Genomic DNA, 16431 nt, shown 5'->3' with positions numbered 1-16431 from the left:
TTTCCAAGATAAGAATCATGAAAATATGAGTCTTTTATCAAGAAAGGATTAAAAAATGAACTACATAATCTTTGATTTAGAAGCTACCTGCTGGGAGAATGATCGAACAAGGCAGAATGAAATTATTGAAATTGGTGCTGTCAAAGTAAATGCAAATTTAGAGATCATAAGCGAATTTCAAGCTTTTATTAAACCTAAATTAAACCCACAATTATCTGATTTCTGTAAGAGTCTAACTTCAATTTCGCAGCAAGAAATTGATATGGCAACATACTTTCCACTAGTTATCTATAAGTTTCAAGAATGGATTGGTAAAGAACCCTATTACCTTTGTTCTTGGGGGTTTTATGATAAGAGTCAACTGAAGAAGGACTGTGAGTTACATAAAATCAGAACTGAATGGATTAGAAATCATATAAGTATTAAACATCAGCATGGAAAATTGATTGGAAATGATCGTGGAGTTGGTATGGAGAGAGCGTTAAAGATGCTTAATCTGCCATTGGAGGGTACTCATCATAGAGGAATTGATGATGCTAAGAATATCTCGAAGATTTTTGTTAAGATATTTGACCAATTGAAGTTTTAATTAACCGCACATATAACAACAAATTTTTAGTTAGATAAAAGGAGACAAACATGGATCTACAAAAAATTAATTCGATTACGAAATACCCTAGCATTCTTACATATCATGAAATAGGCGAAAGAGGGCGGCTAAAAGATACTCTTACTCAAGCCAAATCCTTTCCTTCTGATGAGATACTATATTGTTATGAGAAAGTAGATGGTGAGAACTCAAGAATGATATTCATCAACGATGGTGAAGAAGCGGATTATTTTATCGGTTCCAGAGAGGAACTTTTAACTTCTAAAGGAGATAGAATAGCAAACCCTTACGGTAACATTGCAGAATTTTTAAAGCCATTAGCAGAAGAGCTGAAAGGATCTATTTTTAAGAATCGAAACGATCTTGCGTTAACTGTTATCTATCAAGAATCTTATGGAGGAAAGACTCCTAAATCTAAAAACTATACGCAGAATAAAACACAAGGTTATCAAGTATTCGATGTTTTTTCCCTCACATGGGAGCAGTTTAATAGATTGATGGATAGGGATGTATCTGCTATAGCATCTTGGAGAGACAATGGAGGACAGCCATTTTACAACGAGACAGAGAAGCGCAGATTGATTGATGGCTTTAAATTGGATGCTAGCCCTATCGTAGACAATTTAAGTTCAGATCTTTTTCCTCAGTCAATTAATGATATATACGCGTATTTGAAGAAATATGAATTTACTAAGGTAGGTATTGATGTAATCGGTAAATCCGAAGGGATTATTGTTCGAACAGAAAATAGAAGCATGATTCGAAAAGTTAGATTTGAAGATTACGAAAGAACCCTAAGAGCTAGATAAAAGATTAATTTGACCATGTGCTGCTCCTGTTCCAGATACACGGAATGCGTTTCAGAAATATTCGGATAGGGATGGGATCGTTGATCATGTATTAGATCACAATGGACTTCCTCAGCGCTATCATGTGCCTAGCAATAGAGATTATACAGATGAAGAGTTTGAAGCTATTTTTAAGGATGAAATAGTTAAGTTGTATTACAATTCGTCATATGTGTGCTGTACATAAACAAGCCTCTAATATTTTGAATGTATCCACGGACGTCCACACCCACCCGTAAATGGTGCATAAAATATCCCGGATGAACAAAGAGGAGGTGCATGTAATAACCATGATACACATGGAACCCGTACAAGTGGGTGAGCATACATTTATCGGAGTCGAGGTCAAACTGCCTAAAACAACGCTGTTAACGATCTCCAACTCCCGTGGTTACATCATGTGTGGTGCACTGGATGTCGGATTGCTCAATGAGCGGCTGGCGGATCGGAAAATTCTCGCCGCACGAGCTGTGGGGGTAAAGACACTGAAGGAATTGCTGGAAGCGCCGATGGAATCGGTGACAACGGAAGCGGAGCTGTTGGGGATTAAGCCAGGTATACGGGGATATGAAGCACTTTTGAAACTAGTCTAAATAAAGTTTAATACCATGCCGCATACAAAAGTAGGGGAGCAAAAAATGAACAAACCGGGGCTCCTTGGCTCCGGTTTGTTCTATGAGAAATCACTTTATCAATAGAGCAATTTTAGTCTTTATATGAGCTGTTTGATCTGCAAGAACAGATTAATCCGCAAACAAAGCGGTCAGACTGTCGTTAAACGGAGCCTGGACAATCCCTTTTTCGGTAATGATGGCGGTAATGTACTCATGAGGGGTAATGTCGAAAGCCGGGTTGTAGACCTTGATGCCCTGCGGGGCTGTCCTTTTGCCAAAGCTTTCAGTAATCTCCTCCGCAGAACGTTCCTCAATGGGGATATCTGCGCCTGTTGAGGTCTGCAAATCAATTGTAGACAGCGGCGAAGCTACATAAAAAGGAATGCCATGCGCCTTGGCCAGTACAGCCAGGCTATAGGTGCCGATTTTGTTGGCCACATCGCCGTTAGCGGCCACTCGGTCCGTGCCGACAATGACGGCCTGTACCCATCCTTTGGACATCACCATGCCCGCCATATTGTCACAGAGCAGGGTTACATCAATCCCTGCCTGCTGAAGCTCGAAAGCGGTCAGGCGCGCACCCTGCAACACGGGGCGCGTTTCATCGGCAAATACTTTCAGGTGAATGCCATTCTCCTGCGCAAGGTACATGGGCGCGAGCGCTGTTCCGTATTTTGCTGTTGCCAATCCGCCAGCATTGCAGTGAGTAAGTACGCCCATACCGTCCTCGAACAAAGGTAAAGCATGGACGCCGATCTGGCGGCACACTTCCTCATCCTCCGCCTGAATGGCTATCGCTTCACGCTCCAGCCCGTCATTCCAGTCCTCGATCTGACCTCCATCAGCTGCAGCAACGAGTTCCCCGGCCCGCTTCTTCATGCGGTCCAATGCCCAGAACAGGTTCACGGCAGTCGGTCGTGATGTAGCCAAATGCCCGCACACACCGTGCACATGCTCCAGCCATCCGGCAGCGTCTGTGCTGCCGTAGGCGGAAGCTCCCAGTACAACGCCGTAGGCCGCAGCCATGCCGATGGCAGGCGCACCGCGTACTTTCATCGTATGAATGCCATCCCACACTTCGTCGGCTGTGAACAAATCCAGCATGACAATCGTTTCGGGTAGCAGACGCTGATCCAGCATGGACAAGCGGTCGCCTTTCCACACCAGCGAAGACAGAGCCTGGCCGCTGGATACTGCGGCTTTAGCAGAGGTTACGGGGGTGGATTTTTTCTTTTCACTCATATCCATTAAGCTCCTTTATTTTGGGCAGCCGTTGCTGTCCGAACAATGTCTCCCAGTTCCTGAATCGAATGCAGCTTACGATTGCGCAGAACTAGGTTTTTTCCGATAGATAACGCCAGACGTTCAGCGGCTTCCTTGAGGTCAGGATCGGCAATTGTATCGATATCCGCTACATGCGACAGGCTGATGATACGGCGAATCACTTTGGAGCCTGCAAAGCCAATCGTATCTTGCAGCACTTTTTGAAGATACAAATCCTGATATCCGGTCGTACGTGCCATAGAGTCGGTGACATGCTCGTCCCAAAGCTTGCGGAATCTGCCTTCAAACTGCTCCCACACCTGAATCGTTGTCTGCAAAAGCCAGTCACGGCGTTCCTGTATAGCCGTCTCTCCAGAAATCCAACCGGGCTGGGCTGCATAGTTCAATAGCAGATTGGCAATTACCGCTCCGATATCAAAGCCCATCGGTCCGTAGTAGGCAAATTCGGGATCAATGACCTTCGTAGACTCTGTCGTCACAAAAATACTGCCAGTGTGAAGATCGCCGTGCAGCAGCGCTTCTGTCCGTGTCAGAAACTTTTCCCGCAGCAAAGCCACTTCCAGATGAAGGGCCTGATCTGTCCGGAGTGCCTCTGCCTCGTCTTCAATATACTCTCCGTAGTTGTTATTATCCGAGAATCGGTATGGTTCATCCAGAATCAGATCCTCCGTTATTTTACAGAGCTCCGGGTTAATAAAGCGTTTAACCAGCTCTTTTTTGGTCTGCTGATTCATGCCCAAATCGGAAGTGAAAAAGAGCGTGCGCGCGAGAAATTCTCCGATATGATCGGCAAATTGCGGGTAGATATTTCCTTCTATTAATCCCTTGCGCATGATGGTGTGTGAGCTAAGATCCTCCATCACGGTCAACGCAAGCTCTTCGTCATAGGCCAGTACGGCAGGAACCAAATCAGGGCAAATTTGGTGCTCCTGCTGAAGTGCCTCGCGTTCAATGCGAGCACGATCCAGCGACAGCGGCCAGGATTCACCTACAATCTTCACATAGGGAAGTGCCTGTTTGGCAATGATACTCTTGTCAGATTCAGAATCCGTAATATGAAAAACCAGATTCAGGTTACCATCACCGATTTCTCGGCATTCCAGACGGGCTTCCTGACTAAAAAATCCGGGGATGCTTTTCACGAACTCGATTGCTTCTTCTGTCGTTAAAGGATGATATTGGGACAACGAAGTCACCTCCATAAATTGTGCGCGGTAAAATACGAAAAATATCACAATATTAAACCAAGTATTTTGATAGGTTAGAGAAAGTATAACGAAAATCGGTGAAATTTTGTACATTTTTTTTCTTTGGTTTCATCGCCATGCAGGAAGGGTAATGAATAAGCAGATGTTCGGCAGGTGGTTATTGATGCCCGCTGTCGTCTCTCCGTCAGCATGATGGAGGATAAAGAGTAATCTTTCATGGATGTCAATTAACCAAAAAGGAAGGGATTTATGATGGCTAAAACAACAAGTAACTCGAAAAATACACAAACCAATTCGGTGGAGGAGCTTTTAAACCGTCAAGTCGCTAACCTGAATGTGTTATATGTGAAAATTCATAATTACCACTGGTATGTGAAAGGCTCCAGTTTTTATACACTGCATGCTAAATTTGAAGAGCTATACAATGAAATTGCGTTGAAGATGGATGAGATCGCCGAGCGACTGCTCGCATTGAAAGGTTCTCCTTCCGCCACGTTGAAGGAATATCTGGAGCTGTCCTCCATTCACGAGGCAACCGGCAATGAAGATGCTCCCAAAATGGTACAAACCTTAATTGAGGACTTTGCAACCTTATGTGAAGAGTTTCAAGAAGGGATTGAGCTGGCAGAAAGCTCTTCCGATCAACCTACTGCAGATTTGCTGATCGGCTACAAAGCCGATTTGGAGAAGCATATGTGGATGCTGCGTTCCTATCTGGGCTAATCAGCAGGAATTTCGGTTAAATGTGAATTCGGGCAGTTTAATAGCACCCCATACAGATGAGGGTCATTCTGTAATAAACTCTTTACATGTAAAACGCTACTGACGTTCTGCTGTCAGTAGCGTTTTTATGGATAAAAAAAGAATTTTCCACCTCAAGTTAGCACAAAAGTAAGTTTATAATGATCTGGAGGATGCATTTGGCTATTTGTGGGCTGGGGAGGATGAACATTTTATGAAGAAAGGCACATAACGCGTGTCTATTGCTTGCACCATCAAAGATATTTATTATAAAATAGCTTGAGAATCATTGAGAATCAGTTTAGAATGATTATAAATAAAATTTTAACTATTGCTTCGCTTGAAATCAGGGGGCTCCCCTGTTTAAATATACTTTCTGATTTCGACACCACACTACAATTTTTGGAGGGTATTCCGAATATGGCTACAAACTTTAAGATTGAAGGTCTCAAAGCGACCATTGAAGGTAAGGAAATTTTGAAAGGTATTAACCTTGAAATGAAGGGTGGAGAAATCCACGCTATCATGGGTCCTAACGGAACAGGTAAAAGTACATTGGCTTCCGCTTTGATGGGTCATCCTAAATATGAAGTCACAGATGGCAACGTAACCTTGGATGGAGAAGATGTGCTGGACATGGAAGTGGATGAGCGCGCACGCGCGGGATTGTTCCTGGCAATGCAGTATCCGAGTGAAATTGCAGGGGTAACAAACTCTGACTTTTTGCGTAGTGCCATTAATGCACGCCGTGAAGAAGGACAAGAAATTTCCCTGATCAAGTTTATCCGTCAAATGGAAAGCAAAATGAAGGAGCTTGAAATGAATCCGGAGTTTGCTCATCGCTATTTGAACGAAGGTTTTTCCGGTGGTGAGAAAAAACGGAATGAAATTCTGCAAATGATGATGATTGACCCGAAAATTGTCATTCTTGACGAAATCGACTCCGGTCTTGATATCGATGCTTTGAGAATCGTGGCTAACGGCGTGAACGCTATGCGTTCTGAAGATCGTGGTTTCCTCGTGATTACTCACTATCAACGTCTGTTGAATTACATTAAGCCTGATTATGTTCATGTAATGATGCAAGGACGTATCGTTAAATCTGGCGGTCCTGAGCTGGCTGAACGTCTGGAAGCAGACGGTTACGATTGGATCAAGGAAGAGCTGGGCATCGTTGATGAAACTGTAGGACAAGAGGCGTAAGCCGGAATCGAGGAGGAAAACTGATGAATACACAAACAATCCTTCCGGTAGATTCCGAGCAACTGCGTGTTCTGTCTGAACGTAACGGCGAGCCATCCTGGCTGATCGAAGACAGACAAAAAGCACTTGAGCTTGCAGGCAAACTGGAGCTTCCGGTATTTGAAAAAACCAAAATCGAGCGTTGGAATTTGAACGATTACGGTCAACATAAAAACAGTGAGGCCATTGCATCGCTGGGGCAGGTTCCAGCAGCAATTGCTGATCTGGTTAAAGAACAGCAGGAGGGCGGTCTGATCATTCAGCGCAACTCCGGTGCTGTATACGTAAAGCTGAACGAGGAACTGGCAGCGCAAGGTGTCATTTTCACGGATTTACAAACAGCGGTCAAGGAACATGGCGATTTGGTTAAAGCCCACTTGAACACGGTGGTTAAGGCTGAGGAAAATTCATTGTCTGCATTGCATGCAGCACTTTGGAACGGTGGGGTATTTGCTTATGTGCCGAAAAATGTAGAGCTGAACGTTCCGCTTCAGGCTGTTTTCCTGACGGATGATGCGACAGCGACGTTTGCGCCGCATGTACTACTCATTGCTGAAAGCCATAGCTCTGTAACCTACGTAGACAATTATGTATCTGCGGATTTGACGACGCCTGTTATTCATAACGGTGCAGTAGAAGTGGTTGCGAATGCGGGAGCCAAAGTTCGTTATGCGACGGTTCACCAGCTAGGGGAGCAAGTAACGGATATTTCTATTCGTCGTGCTACTTTGGGCAATGATGCCGCCATCGAATGGATTGTAGGCGAAATGAACAACGGCAACACAGCCAGCAATACGATGTCTGTACTCAAAGGCAATGGCTCCAACTCGGATGCCAAGGTCATTGCCGTAGGTTCCGGCTCACAAAAGCTGAACTATACGACACAAGCGCAGCATTTTGGTAAAAATTCCGCCAGTCAGATGATTACACGTGCAGTCATGCGTGAAGAAGCGTCTTCCATTATTAACGGAATTACAAAAATCGAAAAAGGGGCTACGAAAGCAGACGGTCAGCAAACAGAACGTGTTCTGATGCTTAGCCCGAAAGCGCGCGGTGACGCTAACCCGATCCTGCTGATTGATGAGGATGATGTGACGGCAGGTCACGCAGCATCGGTCGGTCAGGTTAACCGTGAGCAAGTGTATTACTTGATGTCCCGCGGGATTAGTCGTGCAGAAGCCGAACGTCTGATTATTTATGGCTTCCTGGCACCTGTCGTATCTGAAATTCCGCTTGAAGGACTTCAACAGCAGCTGCAAAGCCTTGTTGAAAGGAAGTTGGGCCAATGAATACTGCATTGATCCGTGAACAATTCCCGATTTTACATCAGGAGATTAACGGTCATCCGCTGGTTTATTTGGATAATGCGGCCACTTCGCATAAGCCGTTGGCGGTCATTGAGGCGATCAAGCACTACTACGAATATGACAATTCGAATGTTCACCGCGGTGTGCATACGCTGGGCAGCCGTGCTACGGATGCTTATGAAGGTGCACGTGAGAAGGTAGCCCGTTTTCTGAATGCGAAGCGCAGCCAGGAGATTATTTTCACAAGAGGAACAACAACAGCGCTCAATCTGGTGGCTTCTTCCTATGGCAGGGCCAACTGCCAGGCGGGGGATGAAATTGTGATCACGCCGATGGAGCATCACAGCAATCTGATTCCGTGGCAGCAGGTAGCCAAAGCCACAGGCGCGACTTTAAAATATATTCCGCTTCAAGAGGATGGTAGCGTTGATCTTGCTGACGTGGAAAATACCATTACAGAAAACACAAAAATTGTAGCCATTGCGCATGTTTCCAATGTGCTGGGCGTTATAAATCCTGTTAAAGAGATTGCAGCGATTGCTCATCGCAAAGGCGCGATTATCGTTGTCGATGGTGCACAAAGCGTGCCACACATGAAAGTAGACGTGCAGGACATAGATGCTGACTTCTATGCTTTCTCGGGTCACAAAATGTGTGCTCCTACAGGAATTGGAGCGCTGTACGGCAAGAAGGCGCTGTTGGAAAACATGGAGCCCATTGAGTTCGGCGGGGAAATGATCGACGATGTGGGATTGTATGAATCCACATGGAAGGAGCTGCCTTGGAAATTCGAAGGTGGAACCCCGATTATTGCCGGGGTCGTCGGCTTGGGAGCGGCGATTGATTTTCTGGAAAGCATCGGACTGGACGCAATCGCACAGCATGAAAGCCGCCTGGTCAACTATGCTCTCGGGCGTCTTCGTGAAGTGGATGGCCTGAAAATTTACGGGCCTGCAGAACGTCATGTGGGACTCGTAACATTCAATTTGGATGATGTGCATCCGCATGATGTAGCTACCGTACTGGATAGCAAAGGGGTAGCGGTACGTGCAGGCCATCATTGCTGCCAGCCATTGATGCGCTGGCTGAAAGCTAGTGCAACCGCACGAGCCAGCTTTTACCTTTATAACACGGAAGCAGATGTCGACGCTCTGGTCAGCGCCTTAATCCAAACAAAGGAGTATTTTGGCGATGCAACTTGATGACTTGTACCGACGCGTAATTATGGATCATTATAAAAATCCGCGGAATCGCGGTCGTTTTGAAGATGATGCGGTCACGGTGGATTTGAATAATCCTACGTGTGGTGACCGGATTTCCCTTCAGCTTAAAACGAAAGAAGGCGTGGTTGAAGATGCTCGTTTTACAGGCGAAGGCTGCTCAATTAGTATGTCCTCTGCTTCCATGATGACGGAGGCGGTCAAAGGAAAAACGATTGAGCAGGCACTGGATATGGCGAGCCGCTTCTCTTCCCTGATGCAGGGGGAAGCCGTTGAATTTGACGATTACGAAGAACTGGAAGCTTTGTCCGGTGTTAACAAGTTCCCGGCTCGCATTAAATGTGCGACACTGGCTTGGAACGCGCTGCGCAAAGGAATCGATGAAGATAAATAATTTAACTAGGATAGAGGAGGTTTGAGAAACATGGCCAAGAAAGCACCGGAAATGGAAGAGTATAAATATGGCTTTCGTGACGAGCACAAATCCATTTTCCAAACAGGTAAGGGTCTCACTCCGGAAATTGTAAAAGAAATCTCTAAAATTAAAGGTGAACCGGATTGGATGCTGGAATTCCGCCTGAAAGCATTGAAGCAGTTTGAAAAAATGCCAATGCCAACCTGGGGCGGGGATATGGGTGAGCTGGATTTTGATGATATCCAGTACTATGTAAGACCTTCCGAGAAACAAGGGAAAACGTGGGAAGAGGTTCCAACGGAAATTAAGGAGACCTTTGATAAACTGGGAATTCCTGAAGCGGAGCAAAAGTTTTTGGCTGGTGTATCTGCACAGTATGAATCCGAGGTTGTCTACCATAGCATGCAAAAGGATCTGGAAGAGCAGGGTGTTATTTTCATGGACACTGATACGGCGCTCCGTGAGCATCCTGAAATTCTGAAAGAGTACTTTGCGACCGTTGTGCCTCCTGCGGACAATAAGTTTGCAGCACTGAACAGTGCGGTATGGTCAGGTGGCAGCTTTATCTACGTACCCAAAGGTGTAAAATGTGAGGTTCCATTGCAGGCTTACTTCCGCATTAACTCGGAAAACATGGGACAATTTGAGCGTACGCTCATTATTGCCGATGAAGACAGCTTTGTGCATTATGTAGAAGGCTGTACGGCTCCAATTTACAGCACAAACTCGCTGCATAGCGCCGTGGTGGAAATCATTTGTAAAAAGAACGCGCGCGTTCGTTACACAACGATTCAGAACTGGGCACCAAACATCTACAACCTGGTAACCAAACGTGCGGTTGCAGAAGAAAATGCAACGATGGAATGGGTCGATGGCAACATCGGTTCCAAGCTGACGATGAAGTACCCAGCTGTTGTACTGAAAGGCCGTGGAGCCAAAGGCATGGTCTTGTCCATTGCAGTTGCAGGCAAAGGTCAGCATCAGGATGCAGGAGCAAAAATGATCCACTTGGCGCCAGATACCACATCGACCATTGTATCCAAGTCGATCAGTAAGCATGGCGGTAAAGTTACGTATCGCGGATTGGCTTCCTTCGGTCGTCAGGCTCAAGGTGCAAAATCGAATATCAAGTGCGATACGTTGATTTTGGATAATCAGTCAACCTCCGATACGATTCCTTATAATGAAATCATGAACGACGATATTACGCTTGAGCACGAGGCAACGGTTTCCAAAGTTTCAGAAGATCAGCTGTTCTATCTGATGAGCCGTGGTCTGACCGAAGCAGAAGCGACGCAAATGATCGTTATGGGCTTTATCGAGCCGTTCACCAAAGAGCTGCCGATGGAGTATGCGGTAGAAATGAACCGTTTGATCAAGTTCGAGATGGAAGGCAGTATCGGTTAAGGAAAAAGCTAAGCGTATCGGCTATTCTTGGTTTTACTTATTGGTCATGGTACCGAAATGATACCGATTAGTCGAATACGCTCATTGCTTCTCGTTTCCTCTCGACGTAAAGATGACCATGGGTGTTGGTTGTTTGCTTGATATCGTCGTGTCGCATCAGTTCCTTTACGAGATAGATGTCCACGCCTTTATTAATCAAGTATGATGCGTAGCTGTGACGCAAGTCATGAATTCGCAATTCAGGAAAAACGCGCTTAAAATGTTTGCGAAAATGTGAATAGTGGTATGGGGCCACTACACCGAATACAAACATATCATTATTGAATCCGTAGATTTTCTCTGCGGATTCTTTTTTTATGTGCTCTAGCATCTCGCCTATAAAGATAGGAAACGGAACGTAACCTACACTACCCTCAGTTTTGGTTGTTGTGATCTTACGTGTGGCTATATCAATCGTTTTGTTTACGTGAAGCAGGTTCTCCTCAAAATTCATTTCTGACCACTTTAGTGCAAGTCCTTTTCCTACTCGTAAACCCGTGTAAAACAGTAATCTAGCCAACTCCTGGTAGTGTAGATGTTCTAGATTGTTAACCCGGTGGTCAAAATCCTCAAGTCTTATGAAATTAATATTTGGTCGCACTCGCTGAATTGAACCGGCCGTCAGAGTGGGATCAACTTTTAACCCAAAAAATTTTATTGCATGATTGATCAGCACTTTGAAATTACTGTAAACAGTTCGGGCGCTATTGAGGGATTCTATTGTTGTTCAAATGGGTTTTAGACTCTAGGACTTGCTCTAAAGTGGTATTTCTGACCTTGATGTGTGTCCGAATTTCGGCTTTATATGGTGATTGTACTCGTTTGTGCGTCGTCGGATTATTTTATCTTTGAGCCTTGTATGTTTAATGTTATGCTCAAAAATTTCATCAAACGATTCATTATCACTGTATTGTTTTACTACAATTTCTAAAAATTCGGCCTCAGCGAGTACTGCATATTGTCGTTTCTCAAAGCCTCGTTTTAGTTTCTGTTGCGGTCGACTATAGACGTCTTTGTATCGGACTCTTCAGGCCATAGCGAGGGATTGCCTGGCTGTCACTCTGACTGAAGGTAGAGCATGCTGGCTACGATACGGTGCTGCATGTACATGACGAGATCGGAATCGAGTCAGATCGGGAGGAAGACCTGGAGAGCGAACAGGCCTTGATGTCTGAGCCTGTGCCGTGGGCACCCGGGCTGCCGTTGAAAGCAGCCGGGTTTACCACTGAATTCTATAGGAAGGATTAAATTTTGAAAAACGGGATTCCATTATCAACTAAATAATCAAGTACCAATTGATTAATTTCACCAAAATCCAACATAATTCCATCCTCTTGAAGTTTTTCTTCCAAGGGGATTGTTAGGTCGGAGATACTATTTATGACAGGCATTTCGTCAGCATGTGAATTAGCATAATTCGATATCATTTCTTTCAAAAGAACTTTCACGTAACGGAGAATTTTCCGATGTTCATTCTTTTTATTAAGATCGTTTGAACTTGATCCCGATGAACGCATTCCTGATGCTTTGATTACGGAGATATCATTCTGTATATCTCGTATTGCGCCAATAATATATTGATCCGCAGTCACCGTATCTTCTTTTATTGTAGCAACTTTGAAAGTACCAAAGCTCTTTAAAAATGGTGAATGGTCTGAATCTTTCAATGAATCTTCATAAGTAGCTCGAACTTTTTCAGAAAGCAGTTCTTTGAATTGAACTATTTCCTTATAACGGAGGTCTCTCGGGTACTGAAGATGCTCTATTACTCCAGCATCAAAAGTATAGTCCGTCTTGTCATCTTTGATGATAACAGTTGGCTTATCGAAGGCCAACCTCATTCCCAACTCAAACATGACATTTGGATTTTTACAACTTACATCACAGATGATGATGTCAGATGTATAAAGACCTTCAACAATGCGCTTGTGAATAAGGCCTGAACTATTACCTTCACTTACAATTTTGGGATTGCTGTTATATCCCGGCATTGAAGATAACGACTCAGTAATAATGCGTTTAACATCTAACCAATGTTCAGAACTGCATCCGTCAATTGGGGCTATTGGCATAACCAGTCCTATGTTTAAGAATTTGCTTTTCTCAGTCATTGGTGCCTCCTAGTAAAAAGTTACTAGGAATATCATACCATTTATATTTTTTTATTAGTAGATCCAAATTGGCTCACATCTCAGGAGGCAAGTTTATGACGGGACATTTCTACGTAGATAATGACCCTTTTACAGCGACATCCCTTGGGACATTATTACAGATGACAACGGCAACGTGATCGGAGATGTTTATGTGATTCTTCCTGATCCACCGTAAAGGAGAAGACAGAAAAGAGAATGGGGCTGTCTTAAAAGCCCCTTATTCATGTGTGTTGCTTTTCAATAGTACTATAATGCACGCTAATTTTATGTTCCCGCTACTTTTTTGCAATCCCAATTGCTTGGAAATTTGTTACGTCCCATTAAAAGCGGTAAAGTGGGTCTTTACGTACATAATTAGGTAGTGGCTCCTCTCGCCTCCATAACAAAAAAACACTCACCTCTTGGTGGGTGCTTTTTTTTGTTGCAGTACTTAATGATTTGCTAAGATTGGAGTGATTTAAAAAAAGTGATCCATATAATAAAAATCGCCTACTCTTTGCCACAAAAAGTGATAATTATTTGCTAGACTCAAGGTTTTAGGTTGTTTATTTCTTGTATGATATGTTAACGTTGTTCCGGCTTTGTAAGTTGTATTGTGACGAAAATCGAAATCCTGGGTTTCTTTTGAATATGATTTTTGATTGACATAATGGGGATTGTCAGTACCTACCAAGAAATATCCCATTTGAAAAGTCCATGGGTTCAGATAACTGTCATCTGAGTAAGACGGACAGTATCGTATGTATTCTTCGAGGTTTGCGAGATCGCAAAAAACTGAGTAACGATTTTGAGGTTCTCGTAGTCCCTCCCAAAGAAAGTATTTAAGTTCTATGGCACATGTAGTTACTGTGTTTGTACTTCCACTAATCCACTCCAAAACTATATCAATTTTTGACCTGTTTGATTCACTTTTGGGGAGAGTTTTTTCTGATCTGAATGGGGCTTCCAGGTGAATCCTCAGGTGATCACGTAAACCAAACTCAAAGAGATCACCTACACTTTTCAGAATATAAGAAAAATGTAGTTGGAGATCAGCTTCATTGTTGATTTTTACTTTATTATAGTGTATTTGTCCAAATAGAATATTTCGGCTCAAAATAATTATTTCTTTTAGCATTTTTATTTCACGAGTCCCTGCATAGTTATAACGAGGTATTGATTCCAAATCTACATCGTACATATATTTACACGACCTTCTTTTTTCTTCTATTATAGCAGTAAAGATATAAGGCTATATTAAATTAAAGGTTAAGAGACGTCCTAGGTAACATTAGAACTGTGACTACACCCGTAGAAGCTTGTATGTCCTTATCTGCGGACAGGGTTCGACTCCTCTCATCTTTGAGTATCCCTATGATGGATTCATTTAAGACAATACAAGACAGAGGTCAACGAACTTCTTTGGTTCTGGATGAGGCACGAGCTTAATAGTCATTTTATATAGTAGCTTTTGGTTAGTTGATTTGTGGGAAAGATCTGTAAGGAGATTTCGAAGAGAGAAAAGAAAGGTGAACGATGCAGGTCGAAAAATTATCATATACAATAGAAGAAAAAATTAAGCTTTTGGTAAAATGTGATACCGCCCATGATACCGAAAGCTTTTAAGTCTAAAGAAAAATCGTTAATTTAGCTGTGCGTAGAAATGCATAAATCCCACAATTATGCGGTTTCCCGCTTCGCTTGCGTCTAATCCAAATCGAAATGGAAGGCAGTATTGGATAACAAAGAAAAAGTCTTTGTATTATGAAGGGTTTGAGGGAGTATTTATAAATTGTAAAATTGCCGGTGTCCGATTTGATTTTATCTTTTTGTGTAGGAGGCGAACTTTTGAAGTTCGTCTCCTTCTATTTTTTCAGTAATATCAAGATAAGTATCCGATGTTGGTTTGATAGTTTTATGCCTTAATCTATTGGATACATATTTCAGACTTGCACCGGATTCAAGCAGCAGAACAGCGTGTGTATGTCTAAAAACATGTGTGCTGTATATCAACACCGGCTTTTATACAGTATCCTTGGATTGTTTCACAAATGATAGAGGTCCACGACTTGTTTGTTTAATGATTATTATTGTCTTATCACCATCAATATTTTCCCATCTTAAAGCTAAAGCTTCAGATATCCTTAAACCGGTTTTGCTTAAAAAGTACATAAGCACGTTTACTTCTTCATTTTTTTTAGCTATACTCTCTTGAACAGGAAAGACTTAAGCCTTCTCTATTGCGAGAAGGCTTATCAGCTAACTCCTGCCTCTTTTTTTGGAATTGATCCCTAAAATGGGAATTGGGCTATGAGACTAAAGTCATGATTGCTCGCCAAGGAATGACTGCCGTTGTTCCATTCGTATATAAAGACCCATCAAATCGATATACAATTAGACCGGGCCATCCGGGTACAGGGATGTTGGCCGCTTCACGTGTTAGATAACCATTGAGTTGATGATTTTCCCAAAAAGGTCTTATAACAGGGAAAAGACCGCCACCCTCACCTGGTACACCTTGCCTAAAGTTACTAACTGGCCCAAGCGGAATCTCATTCAGCGAACCAGTAAGTAGACCTATAGAATTGTCCTCGACTCCGCCATCGGTCATTGTATTCAACCTCAACACACCCGGTAAAACAATGTTACCAATGATGAACTCTGATCTCCAAACACTTGGAATAGGTAGTTGAATATTATCCCGGGTTTCATTAATAAACGAATGGTTAAGATTGTTCATATTAATATCTCCTTAACTTCGTATAATAACTAACTTATACGAAGGAGCTTGGAAGGGTTCTGATTTTTGATGAACAACAGCGAGATCCTTATATTGGGAGTTTAACTTCTTGACTATGCAGCCTGTGAGTTTCTCAGTTCTTCTCCTTGGAAATATGAGTTTTTTGCGGTAAATATTCGTGCCGATTTCGTGTGGTTTGAATTGGGATAAATTAGGGTGCTAGATGCCTTTCGTCCCCTTTCTAATTATGGGATAAATCGTTTATAAGGAGTAGGGGAATCGTCTTCAATTTGCACTAACATAACATGATGTCAAGTTGAACGTTTCGCCAGCACTTTACATATCGAGCTTAGAACAACGATACAAAACGTTCTGCTATCGAGAGGATTGATAGGTGCCGTGAAGCCTGTTGGTACCTGTTGCCCAAGCTGCTTTTGTACCATAAATAACTACATTACCATCGTCCTGCACAACAAGAAATGCATTCCCCCAGCCGTTCGTGTCTGTAGCCCATATAGCATTTGGATATCCGTAAATAACAAAATTACCGTCTGTTTGCATGATTGCACAGTTAACTGCTCTGCCGTTAGTTTTACTACTCCAAAGAGATTGTCTGGGCTGCGG

General features: G+C 43.2%; 18 protein-coding genes. 10 read left to right on the top strand and 8 right to left on the bottom strand.

What is annotated here, in order from left to right:
- The first annotated feature begins 55 nt into the window (after positions 1 to 55).
- The 3 genes from KQI_RS0122475 (at position 56) to KQI_RS0122465 (ending at position 2051) form a co-directional block, all read left to right on the top strand.
- Complete coding sequence (locus KQI_RS0122475) at positions 56 to 589, top strand: 3'-5' exonuclease (RefSeq protein ID WP_010349133.1); 534 nt, start codon at positions 56 to 58, stop codon at positions 587 to 589.
- A gap of 50 nt (positions 590 to 639) precedes the next feature.
- Positions 640 to 1419: an RNA ligase family protein gene (locus KQI_RS0122470; RefSeq protein WP_010349132.1), complete on the top strand. Its 780-nt coding sequence runs from the start codon at positions 640 to 642 to the stop codon at positions 1417 to 1419.
- A gap of 329 nt (positions 1420 to 1748) precedes the next feature.
- Positions 1749 to 2051: a YunC family protein gene (locus KQI_RS0122465; RefSeq protein ID WP_010349131.1), complete on the top strand. Its 303-nt coding sequence runs from the start codon at positions 1749 to 1751 to the stop codon at positions 2049 to 2051.
- Between the two features lie 150 nt (positions 2052 to 2201).
- Here KQI_RS0122465 and mtnA read toward each other — a convergent pair whose 3' ends face one another.
- On the bottom strand, positions 2202 to 3314 hold the full coding sequence (gene mtnA, locus KQI_RS0122460) for an S-methyl-5-thioribose-1-phosphate isomerase (RefSeq protein ID WP_010349128.1): 1113 nt from the start codon (positions 3312 to 3314) through the stop codon (positions 2202 to 2204).
- Positions 3315 to 3319: 5 nt separating this feature from the next.
- Positions 3320 to 4543: an S-methyl-5-thioribose kinase gene (mtnK, locus tag KQI_RS0122455; protein ID WP_010349126.1), complete on the bottom strand. Its 1224-nt coding sequence runs from the start codon at positions 4541 to 4543 to the stop codon at positions 3320 to 3322.
- 273 nt (positions 4544 to 4816) lie between these two features.
- On the opposite strand from mtnK, the gene KQI_RS0122450 reads away from it, so the two are divergent.
- The 6 genes from KQI_RS0122450 to sufB all read left to right on the top strand — a co-directional run bounded on the left by KQI_RS0122450 (position 4817) and on the right by sufB (position 10896).
- Positions 4817 to 5287, top strand: coding sequence for a Dps family protein (locus tag KQI_RS0122450; protein WP_010349125.1), 471 nt, complete (start codon positions 4817 to 4819; stop codon positions 5285 to 5287).
- A gap of 438 nt (positions 5288 to 5725) precedes the next feature.
- Positions 5726 to 6508 (top strand): Fe-S cluster assembly ATPase SufC, encoded by a 783-nt coding sequence (sufC, locus tag KQI_RS0122445; RefSeq protein WP_010349124.1) that lies wholly within the window; start codon positions 5726 to 5728, stop codon positions 6506 to 6508.
- 23 nt (positions 6509 to 6531) lie between these two features.
- Positions 6532 to 7836 (top strand): Fe-S cluster assembly protein SufD, encoded by a 1305-nt coding sequence (sufD, locus tag KQI_RS0122440; protein ID WP_010349123.1) that lies wholly within the window; start codon positions 6532 to 6534, stop codon positions 7834 to 7836.
- Positions 7833 to 9056: a cysteine desulfurase gene (locus KQI_RS0122435; RefSeq protein ID WP_010349122.1), complete on the top strand. Its 1224-nt coding sequence runs from the start codon at positions 7833 to 7835 to the stop codon at positions 9054 to 9056. The genes sufD and KQI_RS0122435 overlap by 4 nt, the downstream gene beginning before the upstream one ends.
- Entirely contained in the window at positions 9046 to 9468 is a 423-nt protein-coding gene (gene sufU / locus KQI_RS0122430) for a Fe-S cluster assembly sulfur transfer protein SufU (RefSeq protein WP_010349119.1), read from the top strand. Before KQI_RS0122435 ends, sufU begins: the two co-directional genes overlap by 11 nt.
- Positions 9469 to 9498: 30 nt before the next feature.
- Positions 9499 to 10896: a Fe-S cluster assembly protein SufB gene (gene sufB, locus KQI_RS0122425; protein WP_010349118.1), complete on the top strand. Its 1398-nt coding sequence runs from the start codon at positions 9499 to 9501 to the stop codon at positions 10894 to 10896.
- Positions 10897 to 10963: 67 nt separating this feature from the next.
- Here sufB and KQI_RS29430 read toward each other — a convergent pair whose 3' ends face one another.
- Positions 10964 to 11536, bottom strand: coding sequence for a site-specific integrase (locus tag KQI_RS29430; protein WP_241764002.1), 573 nt, complete (start codon positions 11534 to 11536; stop codon positions 10964 to 10966).
- 494 nt (positions 11537 to 12030) lie between these two features.
- Here KQI_RS29430 and KQI_RS28900 point away from each other — a divergent pair, with 494 nt between their 5' ends.
- On the top strand, positions 12031 to 12183 hold the full coding sequence (locus KQI_RS28900) for a hypothetical protein (RefSeq protein WP_010349116.1): 153 nt from the start codon (positions 12031 to 12033) through the stop codon (positions 12181 to 12183).
- Here the strand turns inward: KQI_RS28900 and KQI_RS27240 are convergent.
- From KQI_RS27240 to KQI_RS27235, 5 genes are all read right to left on the bottom strand, one after another.
- Positions 12180 to 13046, bottom strand: a complete 867-nt coding sequence (locus tag KQI_RS27240) for an ATP-dependent RNA helicase HrpA (protein ID WP_010349115.1) — start codon at positions 13044 to 13046, stop codon at positions 12180 to 12182. The genes KQI_RS28900 and KQI_RS27240 overlap by 4 nt on opposite strands.
- Positions 13047 to 13545: 499 nt before the next feature.
- Positions 13546 to 14268 carry a hypothetical protein gene (locus KQI_RS0122405; protein ID WP_010349114.1) on the bottom strand — a complete coding sequence of 241 codons (723 nt, stop codon included), beginning with the start codon at positions 14266 to 14268 and terminating at the stop codon, positions 13546 to 13548.
- An 821-nt stretch (positions 14269 to 15089) separates the two neighbouring features.
- Complete coding sequence (locus KQI_RS29425) at positions 15090 to 15239, bottom strand: tyrosine-type recombinase/integrase (protein ID WP_241763992.1); 150 nt, start codon at positions 15237 to 15239, stop codon at positions 15090 to 15092.
- A 136-nt stretch (positions 15240 to 15375) separates the two neighbouring features.
- On the bottom strand, positions 15376 to 15807 hold the full coding sequence (locus tag KQI_RS0122400; RefSeq protein ID WP_010349112.1) for a hypothetical protein: 432 nt from the start codon (positions 15805 to 15807) through the stop codon (positions 15376 to 15378).
- Between the two features lie 375 nt (positions 15808 to 16182).
- Positions 16183 to 16368 (bottom strand): curculin domain-containing protein, encoded by a 186-nt coding sequence (locus tag KQI_RS27235; RefSeq protein ID WP_010349111.1) that lies wholly within the window; start codon positions 16366 to 16368, stop codon positions 16183 to 16185.
- Positions 16369 to 16431: the final 63 nt, after the last annotated feature.

The sequence above is a fragment of the Paenibacillus peoriae KCTC 3763 genome (assembly GCF_000236805.1).
Classification (GTDB): Bacteria; Bacillota; Bacilli; order Paenibacillales; family Paenibacillaceae; genus Paenibacillus; species Paenibacillus peoriae.
The sequence above is the reverse complement of the archived record's forward strand: the minus strand, read 5'-3'. Positions and strand labels throughout refer to the sequence as shown.